The 16,996-nt window shown below is 46.2% G+C and carries 16 protein-coding genes, 1 tRNA gene and 1 other RNA gene; 3 read left to right on the forward strand and 15 right to left on the reverse strand.

Going from position 1 to position 16,996, the window contains the following annotated elements; all coding sequences use genetic code 11:
• Nucleotides 1-420 precede the first annotated feature (420 nt).
• From lepB to smpB, 4 genes are all read right to left on the reverse strand, one after another.
• Entirely contained in the window at nt 421-843 is a 423-nt protein-coding gene (lepB, locus tag AC1DM9_RS32970) for a signal peptidase I (protein WP_477512260.1), read from the reverse strand.
• A gap of 196 nt (nt 844-1,039) precedes the next feature.
• Nucleotides 1,040-1,405: a transfer-messenger RNA gene (gene ssrA, locus AC1DM9_RS32975) on the reverse strand.
• Between the two features lie 16 nt (nt 1,406-1,421).
• Nucleotides 1,422-1,649, reverse strand: coding sequence for a hypothetical protein (locus AC1DM9_RS32980; protein WP_477584248.1), 228 nt, complete (start codon nt 1,647-1,649; stop codon nt 1,422-1,424).
• 13 nt (nt 1,650-1,662) lie between these two features.
• Nucleotides 1,663-2,142, reverse strand: coding sequence for an SsrA-binding protein SmpB (gene smpB / locus AC1DM9_RS32985; protein ID WP_076270736.1), 480 nt, complete (start codon nt 2,140-2,142; stop codon nt 1,663-1,665).
• 137 nt (nt 2,143-2,279) lie between these two features.
• Here smpB and AC1DM9_RS32990 point away from each other — a divergent pair, with 137 nt between their 5' ends.
• Nucleotides 2,280-3,008 (forward strand): copper homeostasis protein CutC, encoded by a 729-nt coding sequence (locus AC1DM9_RS32990; RefSeq protein ID WP_441886412.1) that lies wholly within the window; start codon nt 2,280-2,282, stop codon nt 3,006-3,008.
• An 88-nt stretch (nt 3,009-3,096) separates the two neighbouring features.
• Here AC1DM9_RS32990 and AC1DM9_RS32995 read toward each other — a convergent pair whose 3' ends face one another.
• The 10 genes from AC1DM9_RS32995 to AC1DM9_RS33040 all read right to left on the reverse strand — a co-directional run bounded on the left by AC1DM9_RS32995 (nt 3,097) and on the right by AC1DM9_RS33040 (nt 15,136).
• Nucleotides 3,097-3,297 (reverse strand): cold-shock protein, encoded by a 201-nt coding sequence (locus AC1DM9_RS32995; protein WP_028609190.1) that lies wholly within the window; start codon nt 3,295-3,297, stop codon nt 3,097-3,099.
• A 256-nt stretch (nt 3,298-3,553) separates the two neighbouring features.
• Nucleotides 3,554-6,568, reverse strand: coding sequence for a ribonuclease R (gene rnr / locus AC1DM9_RS33000; RefSeq protein ID WP_477584251.1), 3,015 nt, complete (start codon nt 6,566-6,568; stop codon nt 3,554-3,556).
• Between the two features lie 170 nt (nt 6,569-6,738).
• Complete coding sequence (secG, locus tag AC1DM9_RS33005; RefSeq protein WP_054025946.1) at nt 6,739-6,975, reverse strand: preprotein translocase subunit SecG; 237 nt, start codon at nt 6,973-6,975, stop codon at nt 6,739-6,741.
• A 98-nt stretch (nt 6,976-7,073) separates the two neighbouring features.
• Nucleotides 7,074-7,841, reverse strand: a complete 768-nt coding sequence (locus AC1DM9_RS33010; RefSeq protein WP_477584253.1) for a sugar phosphate isomerase/epimerase family protein — start codon at nt 7,839-7,841, stop codon at nt 7,074-7,076.
• Between the two features lie 118 nt (nt 7,842-7,959).
• Nucleotides 7,960-9,252 (reverse strand): phosphopyruvate hydratase, encoded by a 1,293-nt coding sequence (eno, locus tag AC1DM9_RS33015; RefSeq protein WP_076270740.1) that lies wholly within the window; start codon nt 9,250-9,252, stop codon nt 7,960-7,962.
• Nucleotides 9,253-9,277: 25 nt separating this feature from the next.
• Nucleotides 9,278-10,819 (reverse strand): 2,3-bisphosphoglycerate-independent phosphoglycerate mutase, encoded by a 1,542-nt coding sequence (gene gpmI, locus AC1DM9_RS33020; RefSeq protein WP_076270741.1) that lies wholly within the window; start codon nt 10,817-10,819, stop codon nt 9,278-9,280.
• Nucleotide 10,820: 1 nt separating this feature from the next.
• Complete coding sequence (tpiA, locus tag AC1DM9_RS33025; RefSeq protein WP_076270742.1) at nt 10,821-11,579, reverse strand: triose-phosphate isomerase; 759 nt, start codon at nt 11,577-11,579, stop codon at nt 10,821-10,823.
• Nucleotides 11,580-11,618: 39 nt separating this feature from the next.
• Nucleotides 11,619-12,803, reverse strand: coding sequence for a phosphoglycerate kinase (locus AC1DM9_RS33030; protein ID WP_430063728.1), 1,185 nt, complete (start codon nt 12,801-12,803; stop codon nt 11,619-11,621).
• Nucleotides 12,804-12,978: 175 nt separating this feature from the next.
• Nucleotides 12,979-13,983 carry a type I glyceraldehyde-3-phosphate dehydrogenase gene (gene gap, locus AC1DM9_RS33035; protein ID WP_054025940.1) on the reverse strand — a complete coding sequence of 335 codons (1,005 nt, stop codon included), beginning with the start codon at nt 13,981-13,983 and terminating at the stop codon, nt 12,979-12,981.
• An 88-nt stretch (nt 13,984-14,071) separates the two neighbouring features.
• Nucleotides 14,072-15,136: a sugar-binding transcriptional regulator gene (locus tag AC1DM9_RS33040; RefSeq protein ID WP_339206024.1), complete on the reverse strand. Its 1,065-nt coding sequence runs from the start codon at nt 15,134-15,136 to the stop codon at nt 14,072-14,074.
• Between the two features lie 273 nt (nt 15,137-15,409).
• Here AC1DM9_RS33040 and AC1DM9_RS33045 point away from each other — a divergent pair.
• Both AC1DM9_RS33045 and clpP read left to right on the forward strand, forming a co-directional pair.
• A tRNA-Arg gene (locus AC1DM9_RS33045) sits at nt 15,410-15,484 on the forward strand.
• A 317-nt stretch (nt 15,485-15,801) separates the two neighbouring features.
• Nucleotides 15,802-16,386: an ATP-dependent Clp endopeptidase proteolytic subunit ClpP gene (gene clpP, locus AC1DM9_RS33050; protein WP_169091151.1), complete on the forward strand. Its 585-nt coding sequence runs from the start codon at nt 15,802-15,804 to the stop codon at nt 16,384-16,386.
• Between the two features lie 178 nt (nt 16,387-16,564).
• On the opposite strand, the gene AC1DM9_RS33055 is transcribed toward clpP, so the two are convergent.
• The gene (locus tag AC1DM9_RS33055; RefSeq protein ID WP_028609180.1) at nt 16,565-16,834 is read right to left on the reverse strand and encodes an HPr family phosphocarrier protein; all 270 of its coding nucleotides are present in this window, start codon (nt 16,832-16,834) and stop codon (nt 16,565-16,567) included.
• Between the last annotated feature and the right edge of the window lie 162 nt (nt 16,835-16,996).

Consider the following 16,996-nt stretch of genomic DNA (forward strand, 5'->3'; position numbering starts at 1 on the left):
TGATGAATATCATTCATATTTGCTTTACGATAGTACATCTACTCACCGCCCCAACAAATGTATATATTGCTGAACGGAGTGTAGCATATTTCACAGTGGAAGTCACCGACTAACGTTAACATAGAAAAGCTTGCAAGTTCGTGTTGGCCATCTTGCAAGCCTAATACCATACAAATATTCAAATCTTCTATATCAATGATCTAAAATGCAGTTTGAATCGGAAGAGGCGCCCTCTTCATACCAAGCAGGGAAGTTCGTTCCCCATACATTGTTATTCAAGTTCACATGCATTCCGCCTTTGAGTGGAGGAAAGGAATGATCAAACTGTAAAAATCTTCGTTCACCGGGGCATACAAGCGCTGCATCCAATGTTTCAATTGCTAAAGCAATAAAAACAGCCCAATTATTAGCATGGTGGCATTAGTCGAATGAAGAATCATCGCCATAAAAAGCTTCCAATTTTTTATTGTTAATGTAGACTTGGCCCTTCTTTATGCTTACAGTTTCACCAGGAAGCCCCACGACTCTTGCAATATCAGTGTCTTGGTTTTTATTTTTCTTTTTTTTAAAAACCACAATATCCCCGCGGGAAACCTTACTCCGCTCATAGTATTTCATGTCCGACATTACTTCGCTGTTCAGGCTAAACGGATGCGCAGACCCGTAATCCGTTTCAGAAACCATTCCGTCCGTTCTTACCTTCGTTTTCGTTAACGCAGGGTCAGTCTTCTCAATCACCTTTATCTTCTCTTCTGTCACGGTGTCAGTAACGGTTTCGGTACAGCCGTTCAAAATCAAAACAATGAGTAGGATGAAACCTAGAACCGTTATGTTATGTCTCAAAACACTACACCCTTTCAATTTCGATTTAGTGTTGTTTACTCTCTATTACATAATAATTAAAAAATATCCGTTTTCGAACATTTTTTATGTTATATTGTTGAACTAATCTGCCCGTTATTTTAATAAAAGACATGCTCTTAACATGACTAAAAAATCAAAAAACCCGACCTCACGAGGTCGGGTTTCTTCATGGTATTGGTGGAGGCGAGGGGATTTGAACCCCTGTCCGAAGATCACGCCACACAGGCTTCTACGGGTGTAGTCACAGTTTTGATGTCACCCAAGCAAACGCCCCGTAACCGGCTCTCGCTAAGGTCAGCCTGATTGTCTTCTTCAGCTCACCGCAGGCGGAGATGAGACAGCGTATTCCACTACTTGTTAGCCCCTAATCCAGTCACATGGACGATGCTGGGTAGAAGCACGCACACAGTTTCTTAGGCTGCGAAAGCGTAGTTTGTTTGTTGTTTGCCGTTTAATAGGCTTTAGCGTTGATGAAGCGGACGACTCCCCGCTACCCGCAACCCGCGCTCGTACAATCCCCGTCGAATCCATAAACGCCCCCAATTTTGCATAAACGGTTAGCTGCAGATTAACACTACTCCAAAGAGTAGATCCACACTAACGTTTAGCTCAATTGAAGCTTTAGGATTAAGGATCAGCATCTGACCAAGCAGGCTGTTCCGATTGTCTAGCACGCATGCACTTGCATTTATTGATTGTTTTGCCGTTGCTACTGTCTTAGTATACCACGAATCAGCTGCTTCCGTGCACAATTGTTTTTGGCAATCATGGTCGCTTGCTGCCATGGAAATCTACACCTTAGTTAGAAACCTTCTGTTTCTCACGCAGCACACGCTGAATGTCACGCTGAGCATCACGTTTAGCTGCACTATCGCGCTTGTCGTATTGCTTCTTACCTTTACCGAGACCAATCAATAACTTCGCGTAACCATTGCGCACATAAATCTTCAAGGGTACAATAGCATAACCTTCTTGCTTGGATAAGCCTAGAAGCTTATGAATTTGCATCTTGTGCATCAACAGCTTGCGAGCACGCGTTGGATCGGTAGGGTTGTGAATATTCCCTTGCTCGAACGGACTAATGTGCATATTGTGTATGAAAATTTCGCCGTTACGAATGGTAGCAAATGCATCACTAATATTTGCACGACCCGTTCGCAGCGATTTAATTTCTGTACCCAAAAGCACCATGCCAGCTTCGAACGTTTCCTCAATGAAATAGTCATGGGAAGCTTTCTTATTCTGGGCGAGCTGCTTGCCGTCACTCTTCTTACCCATGCTAGTCACCTCGACTTAATTAAGCTAAAATAATGGTTGCACGTATACTGGTGTTCATTGTAACAACTTTAACAACGAAAATCAAGGCGGCTATGGAGCATCCCGCTCTATCGCCCTGCCCAAAAAGGAGATTTCCCATGCTGCTTGAAATCATTGCTACGACTGCAGATGAAGCGGTTACAGCTGTAGTGCACGGTGCGGACCGTGTAGAGCTTATATCCGCCTTTGAAGAAGGTGGACTAACTCCACAAGAGGACATTACGGTTTCGGTGCTTGAGGCGTTAAAACGGCTCGAGCAAGCTAATCACACACCTATAACTAAAGTATATCCCGTACATGCGATGGTTAGGCCTCATAGCAAGTCCTTTGTTTACGATAAGGCAGATCTTAGTGAAATGACTGCTCAAATGATCAGAATGCGTACATTAGGCGTTCATGCGTTCGTCTTAGGCACGCTTCAGCTTGATGGGACTATTAATACAGATGCTTTAGAAAGTTTATTGGAAGCTGCTGGTGATCGTCCTGTTACCTTCCACCGAGCATTTGATGAGGTGCCTGACCAAGAAGAGGCTCTAGCCACACTCCTAAAATACCCTCAAATCAAATGGATACTTACCTCAGGCGGTAAACCGAGCGTTCTTGAAGCAACAGATCAAATTAATAGGTTGGTTAAACAAACTATTGGACATACTGTTACCATACTCCCTGGAAGCGGTCTATCGGTTCCTTCATTGCCTGCCTTTATAAAATTTACCGGAGCACAAGCCATTCATCTCGGAACTGGTGTTAGAACCGGTGGAACAGATTCTCCTATCGATGGAATGCTCGTTCGTCATGCCCGTCAATTACTTAACGAATTCCTATAAAGGAACAAAACAGAAGCTCCTTTTATGCACAAAAAAACCGCCCTCAACCTAAAAGGTCAAAGGCGGTTTTATCAACGTTCGTAAGCTACTACAGCTTTACAACGTTTTCTGCTTGTGGTCCACGGTTGCCTTGAACAACGTTAAATTCTACGCGTTGTCCTTCTTCAAGAGTTTTGAAGCCTTCGCCAGTGATTGCGGAGAAATGTACGAATACATCGTTGCCGCCTTCAACTTCGATAAAGCCGAAACCTTTTTCTGCGTTAAACCATTTAACTGTACCTTGTTGCATGTGTAAAAACCTCCAAAAAAATAATATTAATATGCGCCTGGTTTGTCTTTAAACAAAAAATTCACACATTGGAAAGGGTTTCATGACTATAATGATACCCTTTTCAATATGTGAATTCAGGTTCATATTATCGATTGATTTGAGTGTACTATACCCAGAATTAAAATGCAAGTGACGAGCTTAAATATATTTTCCCAAATTGCCCAGATCACGGCGACTTCCAATTATGCCATAGAACGGAAGTCGCCGCCCTTATTTATTTGCGATTTTTCCGGACAAAAGCAGCTGTGGCGTTGCCGCCGCCTCCGCTTTTTTTCTTCCGCTTGCTCTTCACCGCATCGCCGCCGCTGCCTTCCACGCTCGGCAATTCCGCGCCTCGCTCACTACCGACCACGCCGCCCTGCGGCGTATGCCGCCGCTTCGCGCCGCCGCCACTTCCATCGTTCCGCCGCTGCCCGGCTCCACGACCATTTCCGCCTGGCCCGCCGCTATTGCGGATGGGCAGGCCCCACATATCCGTACGCGCATTGTTCCCGCGCGATGAATCTCTACCGTTGCCCGGCGACAAATCCGCCTCTTGCCTCGGCCCGCGCTCCGCCGGATTTCCACCGTCGTTCACGTCAGCTCCGGCTGCGCCTTCGCCGCCACGTCCGCGCCGCTTGCCGCCGCGCCCGCTATCAGGTGCATCGATGCGCCATGGATTGGCCTGCTCGACAATGCCAACTACGCTGCGATCGACGCCGCCGCCAAATCCGCCGCGTCCGCCTTTGCCTCCGCGACCTTTGCCGCGGCCGCCCTCGGCTGCACCGCCTTGGCCTTTACCTCCCGCGTTTGCACCGCGATCCGTTTTACCACGATAACCTTCGGCTGCACCGCCTTGGCCTTTGCCAGCCGCGCTTGCTCCGCGCTCGTTTTTGCCACGGTAAACTTCGCTTGCGCCACCTTGGCCTTTGCCAGCACCGCTCGCACCGCGCTCGCCTCTTCCGCGGTTGCCATCACCTGCACCGCCTTGACCTTTGCCGCCGCGATTGCGATCACCGAAACCACCGCGTTTTTTGCCGCCGCGTTCGCCGCCGCCAAAACCACTGCTTGGTATGCCTTTATAGCCGCTGCGCGGCTTCATATCTACAAGCTCGAAATCAATCGTGTGCTCCGTCATACTCACCCGAGTAACGCGAATTTTAACTTCATCGCCAATTCGGTACACTTTGGACGTACGCTCGCCGACCAATATCATATGCTGCTCATGGAAGTTATAGTAATCATCAGACATGTCGCTCAAACGAATTAATCCTTCGACCGAATTGTCCAATTCGATAAACATGCCGAAGCTCGTTACGCTGCTAATAATGCCTTCGAACTCTTCGCCCACTTTATCGAGCATGAATTCACATTTTTTCAACTGCTCTGTGTCACGCTCTGCATCAACCGCTACACGCTCACGTTCCGAGGAATGCTGCGCAATTTCCGGCATCCTTGCCGTTAGCGACTCATGTCTTGCTTCCGTCAATTGGCCTTTGCCATCAAGCACCTCGCGAATGATACGGTGAATGACCAAGTCAGGATAGCGGCGAATTGGGGATGTAAAGTGTGAATAAAACTCAGCTGCAAGGCCAAAATGCCCCAAGCTCTCCGCATCGTATTTCGCCTGCTTCATCGAACGAAGCATCACAGTGGAAATAACGGTCGCTTCCTTCGTGCCGCGAATGTCCTCAAGCAGCGTTTGCAATGCTTTTGGATGAATGGAATTGCCTTTGCCCTTCACGACATAACCGAAGTTTGCTGCAAACTGAACGAAGTTAAGCAATTTCTCTTGTGACGGATCTTCATGAATCCGGTACAGGAACGGCACACGAAGCCAGTGAAAATGCTCGGCCACCGTTTCATTTGCCACGAGCATAAATTCCTCGATGATTTGCTCCGCTACCGAACGCTCGCGTTTCACAATATCAACCGCTTTGCCGTTCTCATCCACAATAACCTTAGACTCTTGGAAATCGAAGTCAATCGCACCGCGCTTCATTCGTTTCGAACGAAGACGCATCGCTAGATCCTCCATCAAACCAAACATATCAAGCAAGCTGGCGTAACGCTCTTTCAGCTCGGTTTGCGGCTCTTCTTCCGTTGCAGTCAATATTTTTTTCACATTCGTATAGGTCATACGCTCTTTCGTGCGAATCACACTCGTAAACACATCATGACGTACACGCTTAAGCGTCGCCGCATCAAATTCCATTTCACATGAAAGCGTCAGACGATCAACCTGCGGGTTGAGCGAGCATATGCCATTCGACAAACGATGCGGCAGCATCGGAATAACGCGATCCACCAAATATACGCTGCAGCCTCTAAGGTATGCTTCTTGATCGAGCTCTGAATTTTCTTTTACGTAATAGCCGACATCGGCAATATGTACACCTAACAAATAATTGCCGTTCTCCAGACGCTTCACATGCACCGCATCATCTAGATCCTTTGCGTCCTCGCCATCTATCGTCACGATGACCTCATCGCGCAAATCTCGTCTGCCTTGCTGCACAATCTCATCGTCTGTAATGGAATCAGGTGCCGCTTCAGCTTCTCTCATTACTTCATCAGGAAAGCCCTCTGGCAGCTGATGCTTGCGAATAATCGACAGGATGTCGACACCGGGATCATTTTTATGTCCCAAAATTTCGACAATTTCCCCTTCAGCAGCAGAACGCCCTTCTGGATAGGAAACGATTTTAACGACAACCTTCTGTCCGGAGACAGCACCTTGATAGCCGCCTTTTGGAATAAAGATATCCCGATTGATCCGTTTATCATCCGGCACGACAAAAGCATAAACCTCGTGATCCTCGAACGTTCCTACGATTTGCGTAACGGCACGTTCTACAATACGGACGACCTCGCCCTCCATCCGGCCTCCATGCTCACTTCTCGAAGTGACACGAACCAGAATGATGTCTCCATTCATTGCGCTCTTCAAATCATTGGCGTGCAAATACACATCTCCATGATCCTTCTCATCCGGGATTAGAAAACCGAAGCCCTTGGCATGCGATTGCAGCTTGCCGCGCAATAAGTTCATTCGTTCCGGCACGCCGTAATGATCATTTGGCGTACGAATGATTTTGCCTTCATCCTCTAATTTGTTCAGCAGCTTAAGGAACTCCTTAAACTCCACTGCATCTACGATACCAAAATGTTTCTCAAGCTCTTGGTACGTCATCGGCTTATACGCCGTCTCTCTCATAAAATCAAGCAGTTCCTGCTCGTAATTAATCATTATTAGTTTTTCTCCTCATAAACCTGCCATATTGCTCTAGCGCCATTTGCAGCAGGTTGATAGATTATCATATAACTTGTAGTATACACGAAATGGAAGCCCAGCATCCGTGAATATGATGAAAATACAAAAAAAGCGAGGAATATCCTCGCTTTCTGCGTGTGTGTTCGTTATTGTTTTACGAAGTAAGATACAACAAGCGCCAATATGAAGAAACCAGCTGCAAGAGCAACTGTCAAACGTTGCAAGAACAAATCCAAACCGCGCGCTTTCTGTTTTCCGAAAAGGTGCTCAGCGCCACCCGTAATCGCTCCGGACAAGCCTGCACTCTTACCTTTTTGCAACAATACGACAGCAATAAGGCCGACAGAAAATATAACAAGCACGATTTTCAATATGATATCCATTCATTCCACCTCCAGCATAGGAGCTCCGTAGAAACACATAAATCGAGTGTACCATAGATGGGCACAAATTACAATAGGACAGGCCTTATTCTCGCTGTTCACGCAAAGCCATGCTCTTTCAAATAGTTAAAATTATTTGCTGCGCTATCAAGGGAGCTTGAGCTAAATTGCTCCTGCTCCACAAACATATACTTAACGCCTGCAGGCTCAAGCTCTTTTAACAGCTCATCATAACCTACCTCGCCTTTGCCGATTTCTGCATCCTTCCGCCCTTTCAAAAAGTCTTTCAAATGCACGCAAGGAACGCGTCCCTTATATTTCTTCAAATAATCAGCCGGTTTATAACCAGCGATATAAATCCAGCCCAAATCAAACTCCATCTGCAAGAGCTCCTCTGGAACATCCGACAATATTTGATCGATAATAGGCTTCTTCTCCACCAGCTTAAATTCAGAATCATGATTATGGTAGCCGTATTGCATACCTGTTGCCTTCACCTGTTTTGCGCATTTTGTGAAAACATCAACTAAATACTGCACATTATCCTTTGTCGGAAGTTCAGGAAGCGGCGACCAAGGCGTAATAATATAAGTGACATCAAGCTCCATGGCATATTCAATTTGTCCTTCAAAATCAGACTCCATTTGCTTGGTATCGCTAAAATTCAAAGGTACATGAACGGAGGGGGAAATTAATCCGAGTTCATCCATCTTGCTTTTCAACTCTTTGGCCGGCATTTTGAAATACCCTGTGAATTCTACCGCTTTATAGCCGATTTTGGCTACCTTCTCCAGCGTGGACAAAAAATCGATCTCCGTTTGATCACGAAGAGAATACATTTGAATGCCTATAACAGGTTTCGCCAATCAAACACACCGCCTAATCGTTGATGCTATACCCTCTTATTATGTCCTGTATGAGCGAAAAAAAAAGAAGGATATGCCTGATGAGGCATACCCTTCTATATAAGCCGCTAAATGCGTCTTATTTTACGTGTTTCAAGTTGTAGAAAGCTGATTTGCCAGCATATTGAGCTGTCGAACCAAGTTGGTCCTCAATGCGAAGCAATTGGTTGTATTTCGCAACGCGGTCCGTACGGGAAGGAGCGCCTGTTTTGATTTGGCCAGCGTTTGTAGCTACAGCGATGTCAGCAATTGTGCTGTCTTCGCTCTCGCCTGAACGGTGAGAGATAACTGCTGTGTAACCAGCGCGTTTAGCCATTTCGATTGCATCAAAAGTTTCAGTAAGCGTACCGATTTGGTTAACTTTTACAAGGATAGAGTTACCTACGCCTTTGTCGATACCATCGGATAGACGCTCAGTGTTCGTAACGAACAGATCGTCACCAACGAGTTGAACTTTTTTGCCAAGCTTCTCAGTAAGCAATTTCCAACCATCCCAATCGTCTTCAGAACAGCCGTCTTCGATTGTAAGGATTGGGTATTTGTCAGCCCATGAAGCAAGTAGGTCAACGAACTCAGCAGGTGTGAACGATTTGCCTTCGCCTGCAAGCACGTATTTGCCGTCTTTGAAGAACTCAGTGGAAGCAACGTCCATACCTAGGAATACGTCAACGCCTGGCTTGTAGCCTGCACGCTCGATAGCCGAGATAATTGTTGTAATTGCTTCTTCGTTTGAACCAAGGTTAGGAGCAAAGCCGCCTTCGTCGCCAACAGCTGTGTTAAGGCCTTTATCATGCAATACTGCTTTTAGGTTGTGGAAAATTTCTGCGCCGATACGAAGCGCTTCTTTGAAGCTTTCAGCACCAACAGGAAGAACCATAAATTCTTGAACGTCGATGTTGTTGTCAGCGTGCTCGCCGCCGTTGATGATGTTCATCATCGGAACTGGAAGCGTCTTAGCGTTGAATCCGCCAAGGTAAGTGTAAAGAGGTACATCAAGAGCGTCAGCAGCTGCGCGAGCTACTGCCATCGATACAGCTAGAATCGCGTTAGCGCCTAGCTTAGCTTTGTTTGGAGTACCATCAAGCTCGATCATTTTGCGGTCGATAGCTACTTGATCAAGAGCGTCAAGGCCAATGATTTCAGGAGCGATTTCAGTGTTAACATTTTCAACAGCTTTCAAAACGCCTTTACCAAGGTAACGGGATTTGTCGCCGTCACGAAGCTCAACAGCTTCGTATGCGCCAGTGGAAGCGCCGGATGGAACGATTGCACGGCCTTTGCCGCCAGACTCAAGAGAAACCTCTACTTCTACAGTTGGATTCCCGCGGGAATCAAGCACTTCGCGTGCGTATACATCAACGATAATTGACATGAGAGAAAACACTCCTTTTAAAGTTTTATTTTTTGTTGATTAATGTAATGCCCGTCATTTCAGCTGGTTTAGCAAGCTCAAGCAGATCAAGAACCGTTGGTGCGATATCTGCAAGAATACCGCCGTCACGAAGAGTTTCGCCTGCTTTCGTTACGATAAGCGGAACCGGGTTCGTTGTATGTGCCGTAAACGGACGGCCATTCTCGTCGAACACCATGTCAGCATTACCATGGTCAGCCGTGATGATGCAGACGCCGCCTTTGGCTAGTACAGCTTCCACTACTTTGCCAAGGCATTCATCCGTCGCTTCAACCGCTTTGATCGTAGGCTCCAGCATGCCGGAGTGGCCTACCATATCAGGGTTGGCGAAATTCAGAATGATTGCGTCATGCTTGTCAGATTCAATCTCGCGTACCGTGGACTCAGCTAGCTCATATGCGCTCATTTCCGGCTTGAGATCGTACGTTGCGACCTTAGGGGAGTTAATAAGCACACGAGTTTCGCCAGGAAGCTCATGATCGCGTCCGCCGCTGAAGAAAAATGTAACGTGCGGATATTTTTCTGTTTCTGCAGTACGTAATTGAGTCTTGTTGTTTTGCACGAGCACTTCGCCAAGCGTATTATCAAGGTTCTTTGGTGAATACGCAACGAATCCGCCAACGGTTTCACTGAATAGCGTCAAGCAGACGAAATACAGATTAACAGGGCGCTTCTCGCCACGGTCAAAGCCGCGGAAGTCCTCGTTCGTGAATACTTGCGACAATTGAATCGCACGGTCAGGACGGAAGTTGAAGAAAATCACTGCGTCCTCGGATTCAACAAGGCCAACTGGCTTGTTTTCACCGTCTACAATAACCGTTGGCATAACGAATTCATCATAAACCGATTTCTCGTAGGATTCAACTACCGCTTGAATCGGATCGAAATATTGAGGGCCCTCGCCATATACCATAGCGCGGTAGGATTTCTCCGTACGCTCCCAGCGCTTGTCGCGGTCCATTGCATAGTAACGGCCTTGAACCGTCGCAATGCGGCCTACGCCAACCTCTTCGATTTTGGCTTGAAGACGCTCTAGATAGCCCTTTGCACTGTCCGGGGACACGTCGCGGCCATCAAGGAAAGCATGAATGTACACTTCTTCAAGCTCTTCCTTCTTCGCTAGATCGAGCAATGCGAACAAATGCTCAATGTGGCTATGAACGCCTCCATCCGACAGCAAGCCGTATAGATGAAGCTTTTTGCTATTTGTTTTTACATGGCGAACAGCACCAAGGATCGTCTCATTGTCGTAAAATTCACCATCGCGGATCGATTTACTAATACGAGTTAAATCCTGATAAACGATGCGGCCTGCGCCGATGTTCAAGTGGCCAACCTCAGAGTTGCCCATTTGACCTTCAGGAAGTCCAACCGCTTCGCCGCATGCTGTCAATGTCGTATGCGGATAAGTTGACCAGTAACGGTCATAGTTTGGTTTGTTTGCTTGGGCAACCGCGTTGCCCGTTACATCATCGCGCAAACCGAAGCCGTCGAGAATAATAAGCGCTACAGGTTTCGGAGCAGCCATATTACTTGGCCCCCTCGACCAGTGCAATGTAGGATGCAGGCTCCAAGCTCGCGCCCCCAACAAGTGCACCGTCAATATCAGCTTGACCCATGTACTCAGCTACGTTATTAGGCTTCACGCTGCCGCCGTATTGAATGCGAACCGCATCAGCAGTCGCTTGATCGTAAAGACCAGCAACAACGCTGCGGATATAACCGATAACATCTTGTGCATCCTCGGAAGTAGAAGATTTGCCAGTACCGATAGCCCAGATTGGCTCATAAGCGATAACAACTTCAGCTGCTTGTGCTGCAGATAGGCCTACAAAAGCTGCTTCTGTTTGCACTTTGCATACTTCTTTTGTTTGTCCAGCTTCGCGCTCTTCCAACTTCTCGCCTACACAAACGATAGGAAGCAAGCCATTTTTGAAGGAAGCATGAACCTTCTTGTTTACGATCTCATCTGATTCCGCGAAATAAGCGCGGCGCTCGGAGTGACCGATAATTACGTATTTCACACCAAGATCCTTCAGCATAACGCCGCTGATTTCACCTGTGAATGCACCGTTGTCTTCAAAATGTACGTTTTGTGCTCCAATAGCAATCGACGTACCTTTTGCAGCTTCAACAAGTGCCGGAAGTGTTGTGTATGGCGCGCAGATCACGCTCTCTACACCTGCAACTTCAGCTTTGCCTTTAATTTCGGAGAAAAATGTTACAGCCTCGGATACCGTTTTGAACATTTTCCAGTTACCTGCAATAATCGGTGTTCTGTTGCTCATGCGTAATCCTCCTCAAATCTATATAGTTGGGTAAATGTATTATTTATCGTTAAGAGCAACTACGCCTGGAAGCACTTTGCCTTCCATAAACTCTAGGGAAGCGCCGCCGCCTGTCGAGATGAAGTCCATTTTGTCAGCTAGGTGGAATTTCTCAGCTGCTGCTGCGGAATCGCCGCCGCCAATTACAGTATAGCCAGCTGTTTCTGCGCAAGCGCGAGCAACGGCTTGTGTGCCATGGGAGAATGGCTCGATTTCGAATACGCCCATAGGTCCGTTCCATACAACCAGCTTGGAGTTTTTGATCACGTCAGCATAAAGTTCACGTGTTTTAGGACCAATGTCGATACCTTCCCAATCAGCAGGGATGCTGTCAACGTCAACGATTTGCGTGTTAGCGTTAGCGCTGAAATCGTCAGTTACAACGATATCAACTGGGATCAAGAAGTTTTTGCCTAGTTTCTTCGCTTTTTCCATGAACTCAAGAGCCAAATCAAGCTTGCTGTTGTCTACAAGCGATTTGCCGATTTCATGACCTTGTGCTTTGAAGAATGTATAAGACAAGCCGCCGCCAATGATGACATTGTCAGCAATTTCAAGCATTTTATCGATTACAGCGATTTTGTCCTTAACTTTTGAACCGCCAACGATTGCTGTGAAAGGACGCTCTGGGTTGTTAAGCGCTTTGCCTAGTACTTCAAGCTCTCTCTCCATAAGAAGGCCTGATACAGCTGGCAAGATGTGTGCAATGCCTTCTGTCGAAGCGTGAGCGCGGTGAGCAGCGCCGAATGCATCGTTTACGAACAGGTCAGCAAGTTTTGCAAAAGCTTTCGCTAGTTCTGGATCGTTTTTCTCTTCGCCTTCATAGAAACGTACATTTTCAAGCAATAGCACATCACCGTTGTTTAGTGCAGCAACTTGCGCTTCAACAGCTTCACCGATAGCTTCGTTCGCTTTCGTTACTTGCTTGCCTAGCAGCTCAGATAGACGTGCTGCGGAAGCTGTGTGGCGAAGCTCTTCTACTACTTGACCGTTTGGACGTCCAAGATGGCTTGCAAGAATAACTTTTGCGCCTTTTTCGATCAAAAAGTTGATTGTAGGAAGCGTTTCACGAATACGTTTGTCATCCGTAATTTTTCCATCTTCAAGCGGCACGTTAAAATCAACGCGAACAAATACTCGTTTACCAGCTAGTTCTGCAACATCACGTACACTTTTCTTATTCATCTATGAAGCCTCCCGAAAATGTGTTATGGAAAGGTATAACGGTAGAATACAAAAAAAAGAAGGGCGTTCCTTCAAAGAAGAAACGCCCCCATGACTTACGACTCTAGAAGCCGCAAGTCAAAAACCTTAGCTCCGCATGCGCGGTATGCTGCGGTCTTTAGTCCGTCTTCTTTGCTTACAGACCTTTGCTAGCAATGTAAGCAGCAAGATCAACTACGCGGTTCGAGTAGCCCCACTCGTTGTCGTACCATGAAATAACTTTAACCATGTTGCCTTCAACAACCATAGTCGAAAGACCATCAATTGTAGAAGAAGCAGGATCAGTGTTGTAGTCGCTAGATACAAGCGGCAATTCGTTGTAGTTCATGATGCCTTTAAGAGCGCCTTCTGAAGCTTCTTTGAATGCAGCGTTAACTTCTTCAACAGTTACATTAACTTTAAGCTCAGCAACAAGGTCAGTTACGGAAACGTTAGGCGTAGGAACACGCATAGCCATACCGTTCAATTTACCTTTAAGCTCTGGAAGAACTAGTGAAACAGCTTTCGCTGCGCCAGTTGAAGAAGGAATGATGTTCTCAGCAGCTGCGCGAGCACGACGCAAGTCTTTGTGAGGAACGTCAAGAACGGATTGGTCATTTGTGTATGAGTGAATTGTAGTCATCATACCTTTAACGATTCCGAATTTGTCGTTCAATACTTTTGCGAAAGGAGCAAGGCAGTTCGTTGTGCAAGAAGCGTTGGAAATAATGGTGTGTGCCGCAGCGTCGTATTTATCTTCGTTAACGCCGATAACCACTGTAATATCTTCGTTCGTTGCAGGTGCGGAGATGATAACTTTTTTAGCGCCGCCTTGCAAGTGAAGCTCAGCTTTTTCTTTCGCTGTGAAAATACCAGTTGATTCAACTACGATTTCAACGCCTACCGAACTCCAAGGAAGGTCTGCAGGGTTGCGCTCTGCGAATACTTTGATTTCGCGGCCATTTACGATAAGCGCGCCTTCTTTAGCTTCTACAGTACCGTCAAGTTGACCGTGTGTTGTATCGTATTTCAGAAGATGTGCCAGTGTTGCAGTATCCGTAAGATCATTTACTGCCACGATTTGAACATCAGGGTTGTTCAGTGCTGCACGGAATACGTTACGGCCGATGCGACCAAAACCATTAATACCAACTTTAACCATTTTTGTTTCCTCCTAAGCGTTTTTAAAAGATTTATGAATATATTTCAAGACATTTTGCAGGTATGCCTTAACAGCAATTTGCAAATTGTCATGATTCCTTATTGCCTTCTTCTTGACTGTGCTTCTCTTGATCGATCAAAGCTACGATTTCAAGTGCCGCTGCTTCATCCGTTACGAGTACATCATTGTGTCCAAAGCGCATCACTGCCGCTATAGCCTCGCCTTTGCTCTTGCCGCCAGCAACACCTATAACAACTTCAGTTTTAACAATATCCTCGAGCCGTAACCCCACCGTTTGCATTTTGTGCACGACAGCGCCTTTTCGGTCAAAATAAAACCCGAACGACTCCGCCAAAGCACCCTCAGCTTCCATAGCATCAATAACTTCACGCTCTAGCCGCCTGCGTCTTGCCATAACCATAGCATCTCCGATACCATGTACAACGATGCGAGCACTGCGGATGACATCCACAATTTCTCGAATGTTCGGCTCCTGCATAATAGATGCAAAAGCTTCCTCTCCCAGATGATCCGGCACATGCAGAAGTCTATACTGCGCTCCTGTACGCTTAGCCATCATGGAAGCAATCGTATTCGCTTGGTAATCCAAGCTCTCCCCTAGACCGCCTCTAGCCGGTACGAACAAGTTCGTATTCAGCTGAGAAGAACTAATCAGTTGATTCGACAGCTGTGCAATCGTCGTTCCGCCTGTTACAGCTACAACGTCGTTAGGCTGCATTACCTTGATAAGCACCTGACATCCCGCACGTCCAAGCTCTCGCTTTGTTTGGGCAGAGACTTCCGAATCGCCAGCAACTATAATGACCTGCGATAGGCCGTAGTGACTGCGAATCGTTTCCTCCAGTTCGGATAGTCCGAACATTGTCTTGTAGAATGGCTCAAGCTGCTCTAATAGAAGCTTGCCTGAATCGCTAATCCGCATGCCTCCCGAATGAATCTCGAGCAGCCCCTGCGTCTTTAGGAAATCGGTCTCTGCCCGAAGCATACGCTCCGTCATCGATAATACAGAAGCCAACGTTCGACGTCCGATTAAATCCGATACCATTACTTGATGCAAAATCGAATATCGTTTCTTCATGACCTCTAGCAGATCAGGCACAAGCTGCTGCTGCAGTTCAATGATCTGACGCATTTCTCATCCTTCACTCCATCGGCCTATAGCGTATTCGCTTCAAATACGTTGGACTCAATATGTCCCGCGGTATCATTTCAAGTCCCACCTTTAGTTTATCGGAAATAACCGATTGTAGCAATAGCCGATTATCAATTGGAAACGGTTTCCGACGCATTTTTAACAAATTTAATTTTTGAACATCGCTTGCTTTAAAATCTTTAATATCATATAATCATTTTTGCGACTATTTTCTTACAAAAGCAGATAGCAGCAACAGCAGCTTTTCCTTATGCGCCCGTGGTCCAATGGATATGACGCAGCCCTCCGAAGGCTGAGATCTAGGTTCGATTCCTTGCGGGCGCGCCATTACTTTTTATTATCGCAAGTTCAAACTCTATATTGATACACACGAACCGTTCCTATACGCTGGAACGTTTTTTTTATTTTAAGCAACGGTCAAGTGATTAATCTCCCACTATAACATCCAACCTATGCCTCATGGAAAACACTCCAAATTGCGCTTGTATATTTCATCCAATCCACTTCAAACCCATTTTTTTCGTATACGCAGCAAGGGAACTGCAGACCTGTTTGACTATCTTTGACTTTTGACTTTTCATCCGTTATTATGAGAATACGATTTAACCATTCATTGTTTTTTTAGGAGGGGGCTTACGTTGGATATGAATTTCGTTCCTATGGTTATTGAGCAAAACAATCGGGGTGAGCGTGCGTATGACATTTACTCTCGCCTACTGAAAGATCGCATTATTTTTCTAGGATCAGGTGTAAATGACGTGGTGGCCAACTCCATCATCGCTCAATTGTTATTCCTGGCGGCAGACGACCCTGAGAAGGACATTTCTCTTTATATTAACAGCCCGGGCGGCTCAATTACGGCAGGCATGGCTATTTACGATACGATGCAATATATTAAACCTGATGTATCTACGATTTGTGTAGGTATGGCTGCTTCTATGGGTGCTTTCTTGCTAACTGCAGGTGCAATTGGCAAACGTTATGCGCTTCCGAACAGCGAAGTCATGATCCATCAGCCGCTTGGCGGAGCAGAAGGCCAAGCAAGCGATATCGCCATTCGTGCGAAACGCATTATCGGCATGCGCGACAAGCTGAACGGTATTTTGGCAGAGCGCAGTGGACAATCGCTTGAACGTATCGAGAAAGATACAGACCGCGATTACTTCATGAGTGCAGCAGAAGCCAAAGAATATGGCTTGGTTGATAAAGTAATTGAGAAACTCGCATAATTCATTCCGATTCCGCTAGGTAATAGGTTTGAACGCAAAAAAGAGCAAGTTCGGATTCATCCGAGCCTGCTCTTTTTTTTAGTGCAAACACATTCGTAAGATTATTGTACATTCCATATAAAAAAAGAGCTGCCGCCGCAAGCTCATAATGAACCTGCGTGACTTCTCTCCTTCTTCATTATTGGTTCTCCAGCTCTTCTTTGCTTACCAAAGCGACTAAAGCGTTTACAGCCTGTTCTGCGTCCGAACCCTCGGCACTAATGGATACTTCAGTGCCAGAACTGATAGCCAAACTCATAATACCCATTATGGATTTAGCGTTTACTTTTTTGTCGTCTTTCTCTACAAATACTTCGGAGGAAAATTTGTTCGCTTCTTGTACGAATAATGCTGCTGGTCTTGCATGTAGTCCAGTCTTAAGACGAACAACAACCGGAAGCCTTGTCATGGAAACCATACCCCCTATATTTTTCTCAATCATTAGCATGCGGCAAAAGCTTATACGGCTCTGTTTGCCGTCTTCTGGCTGCAAAAGCTCGTTTCCGGACAAAGATAAGATGTGTAAGTATCAATGCTGCTTATTCTTATCTTTAAAAATTGCGTCATTTTA

The organism is Paenibacillus sp. 01T431, from assembly GCF_056398625.1.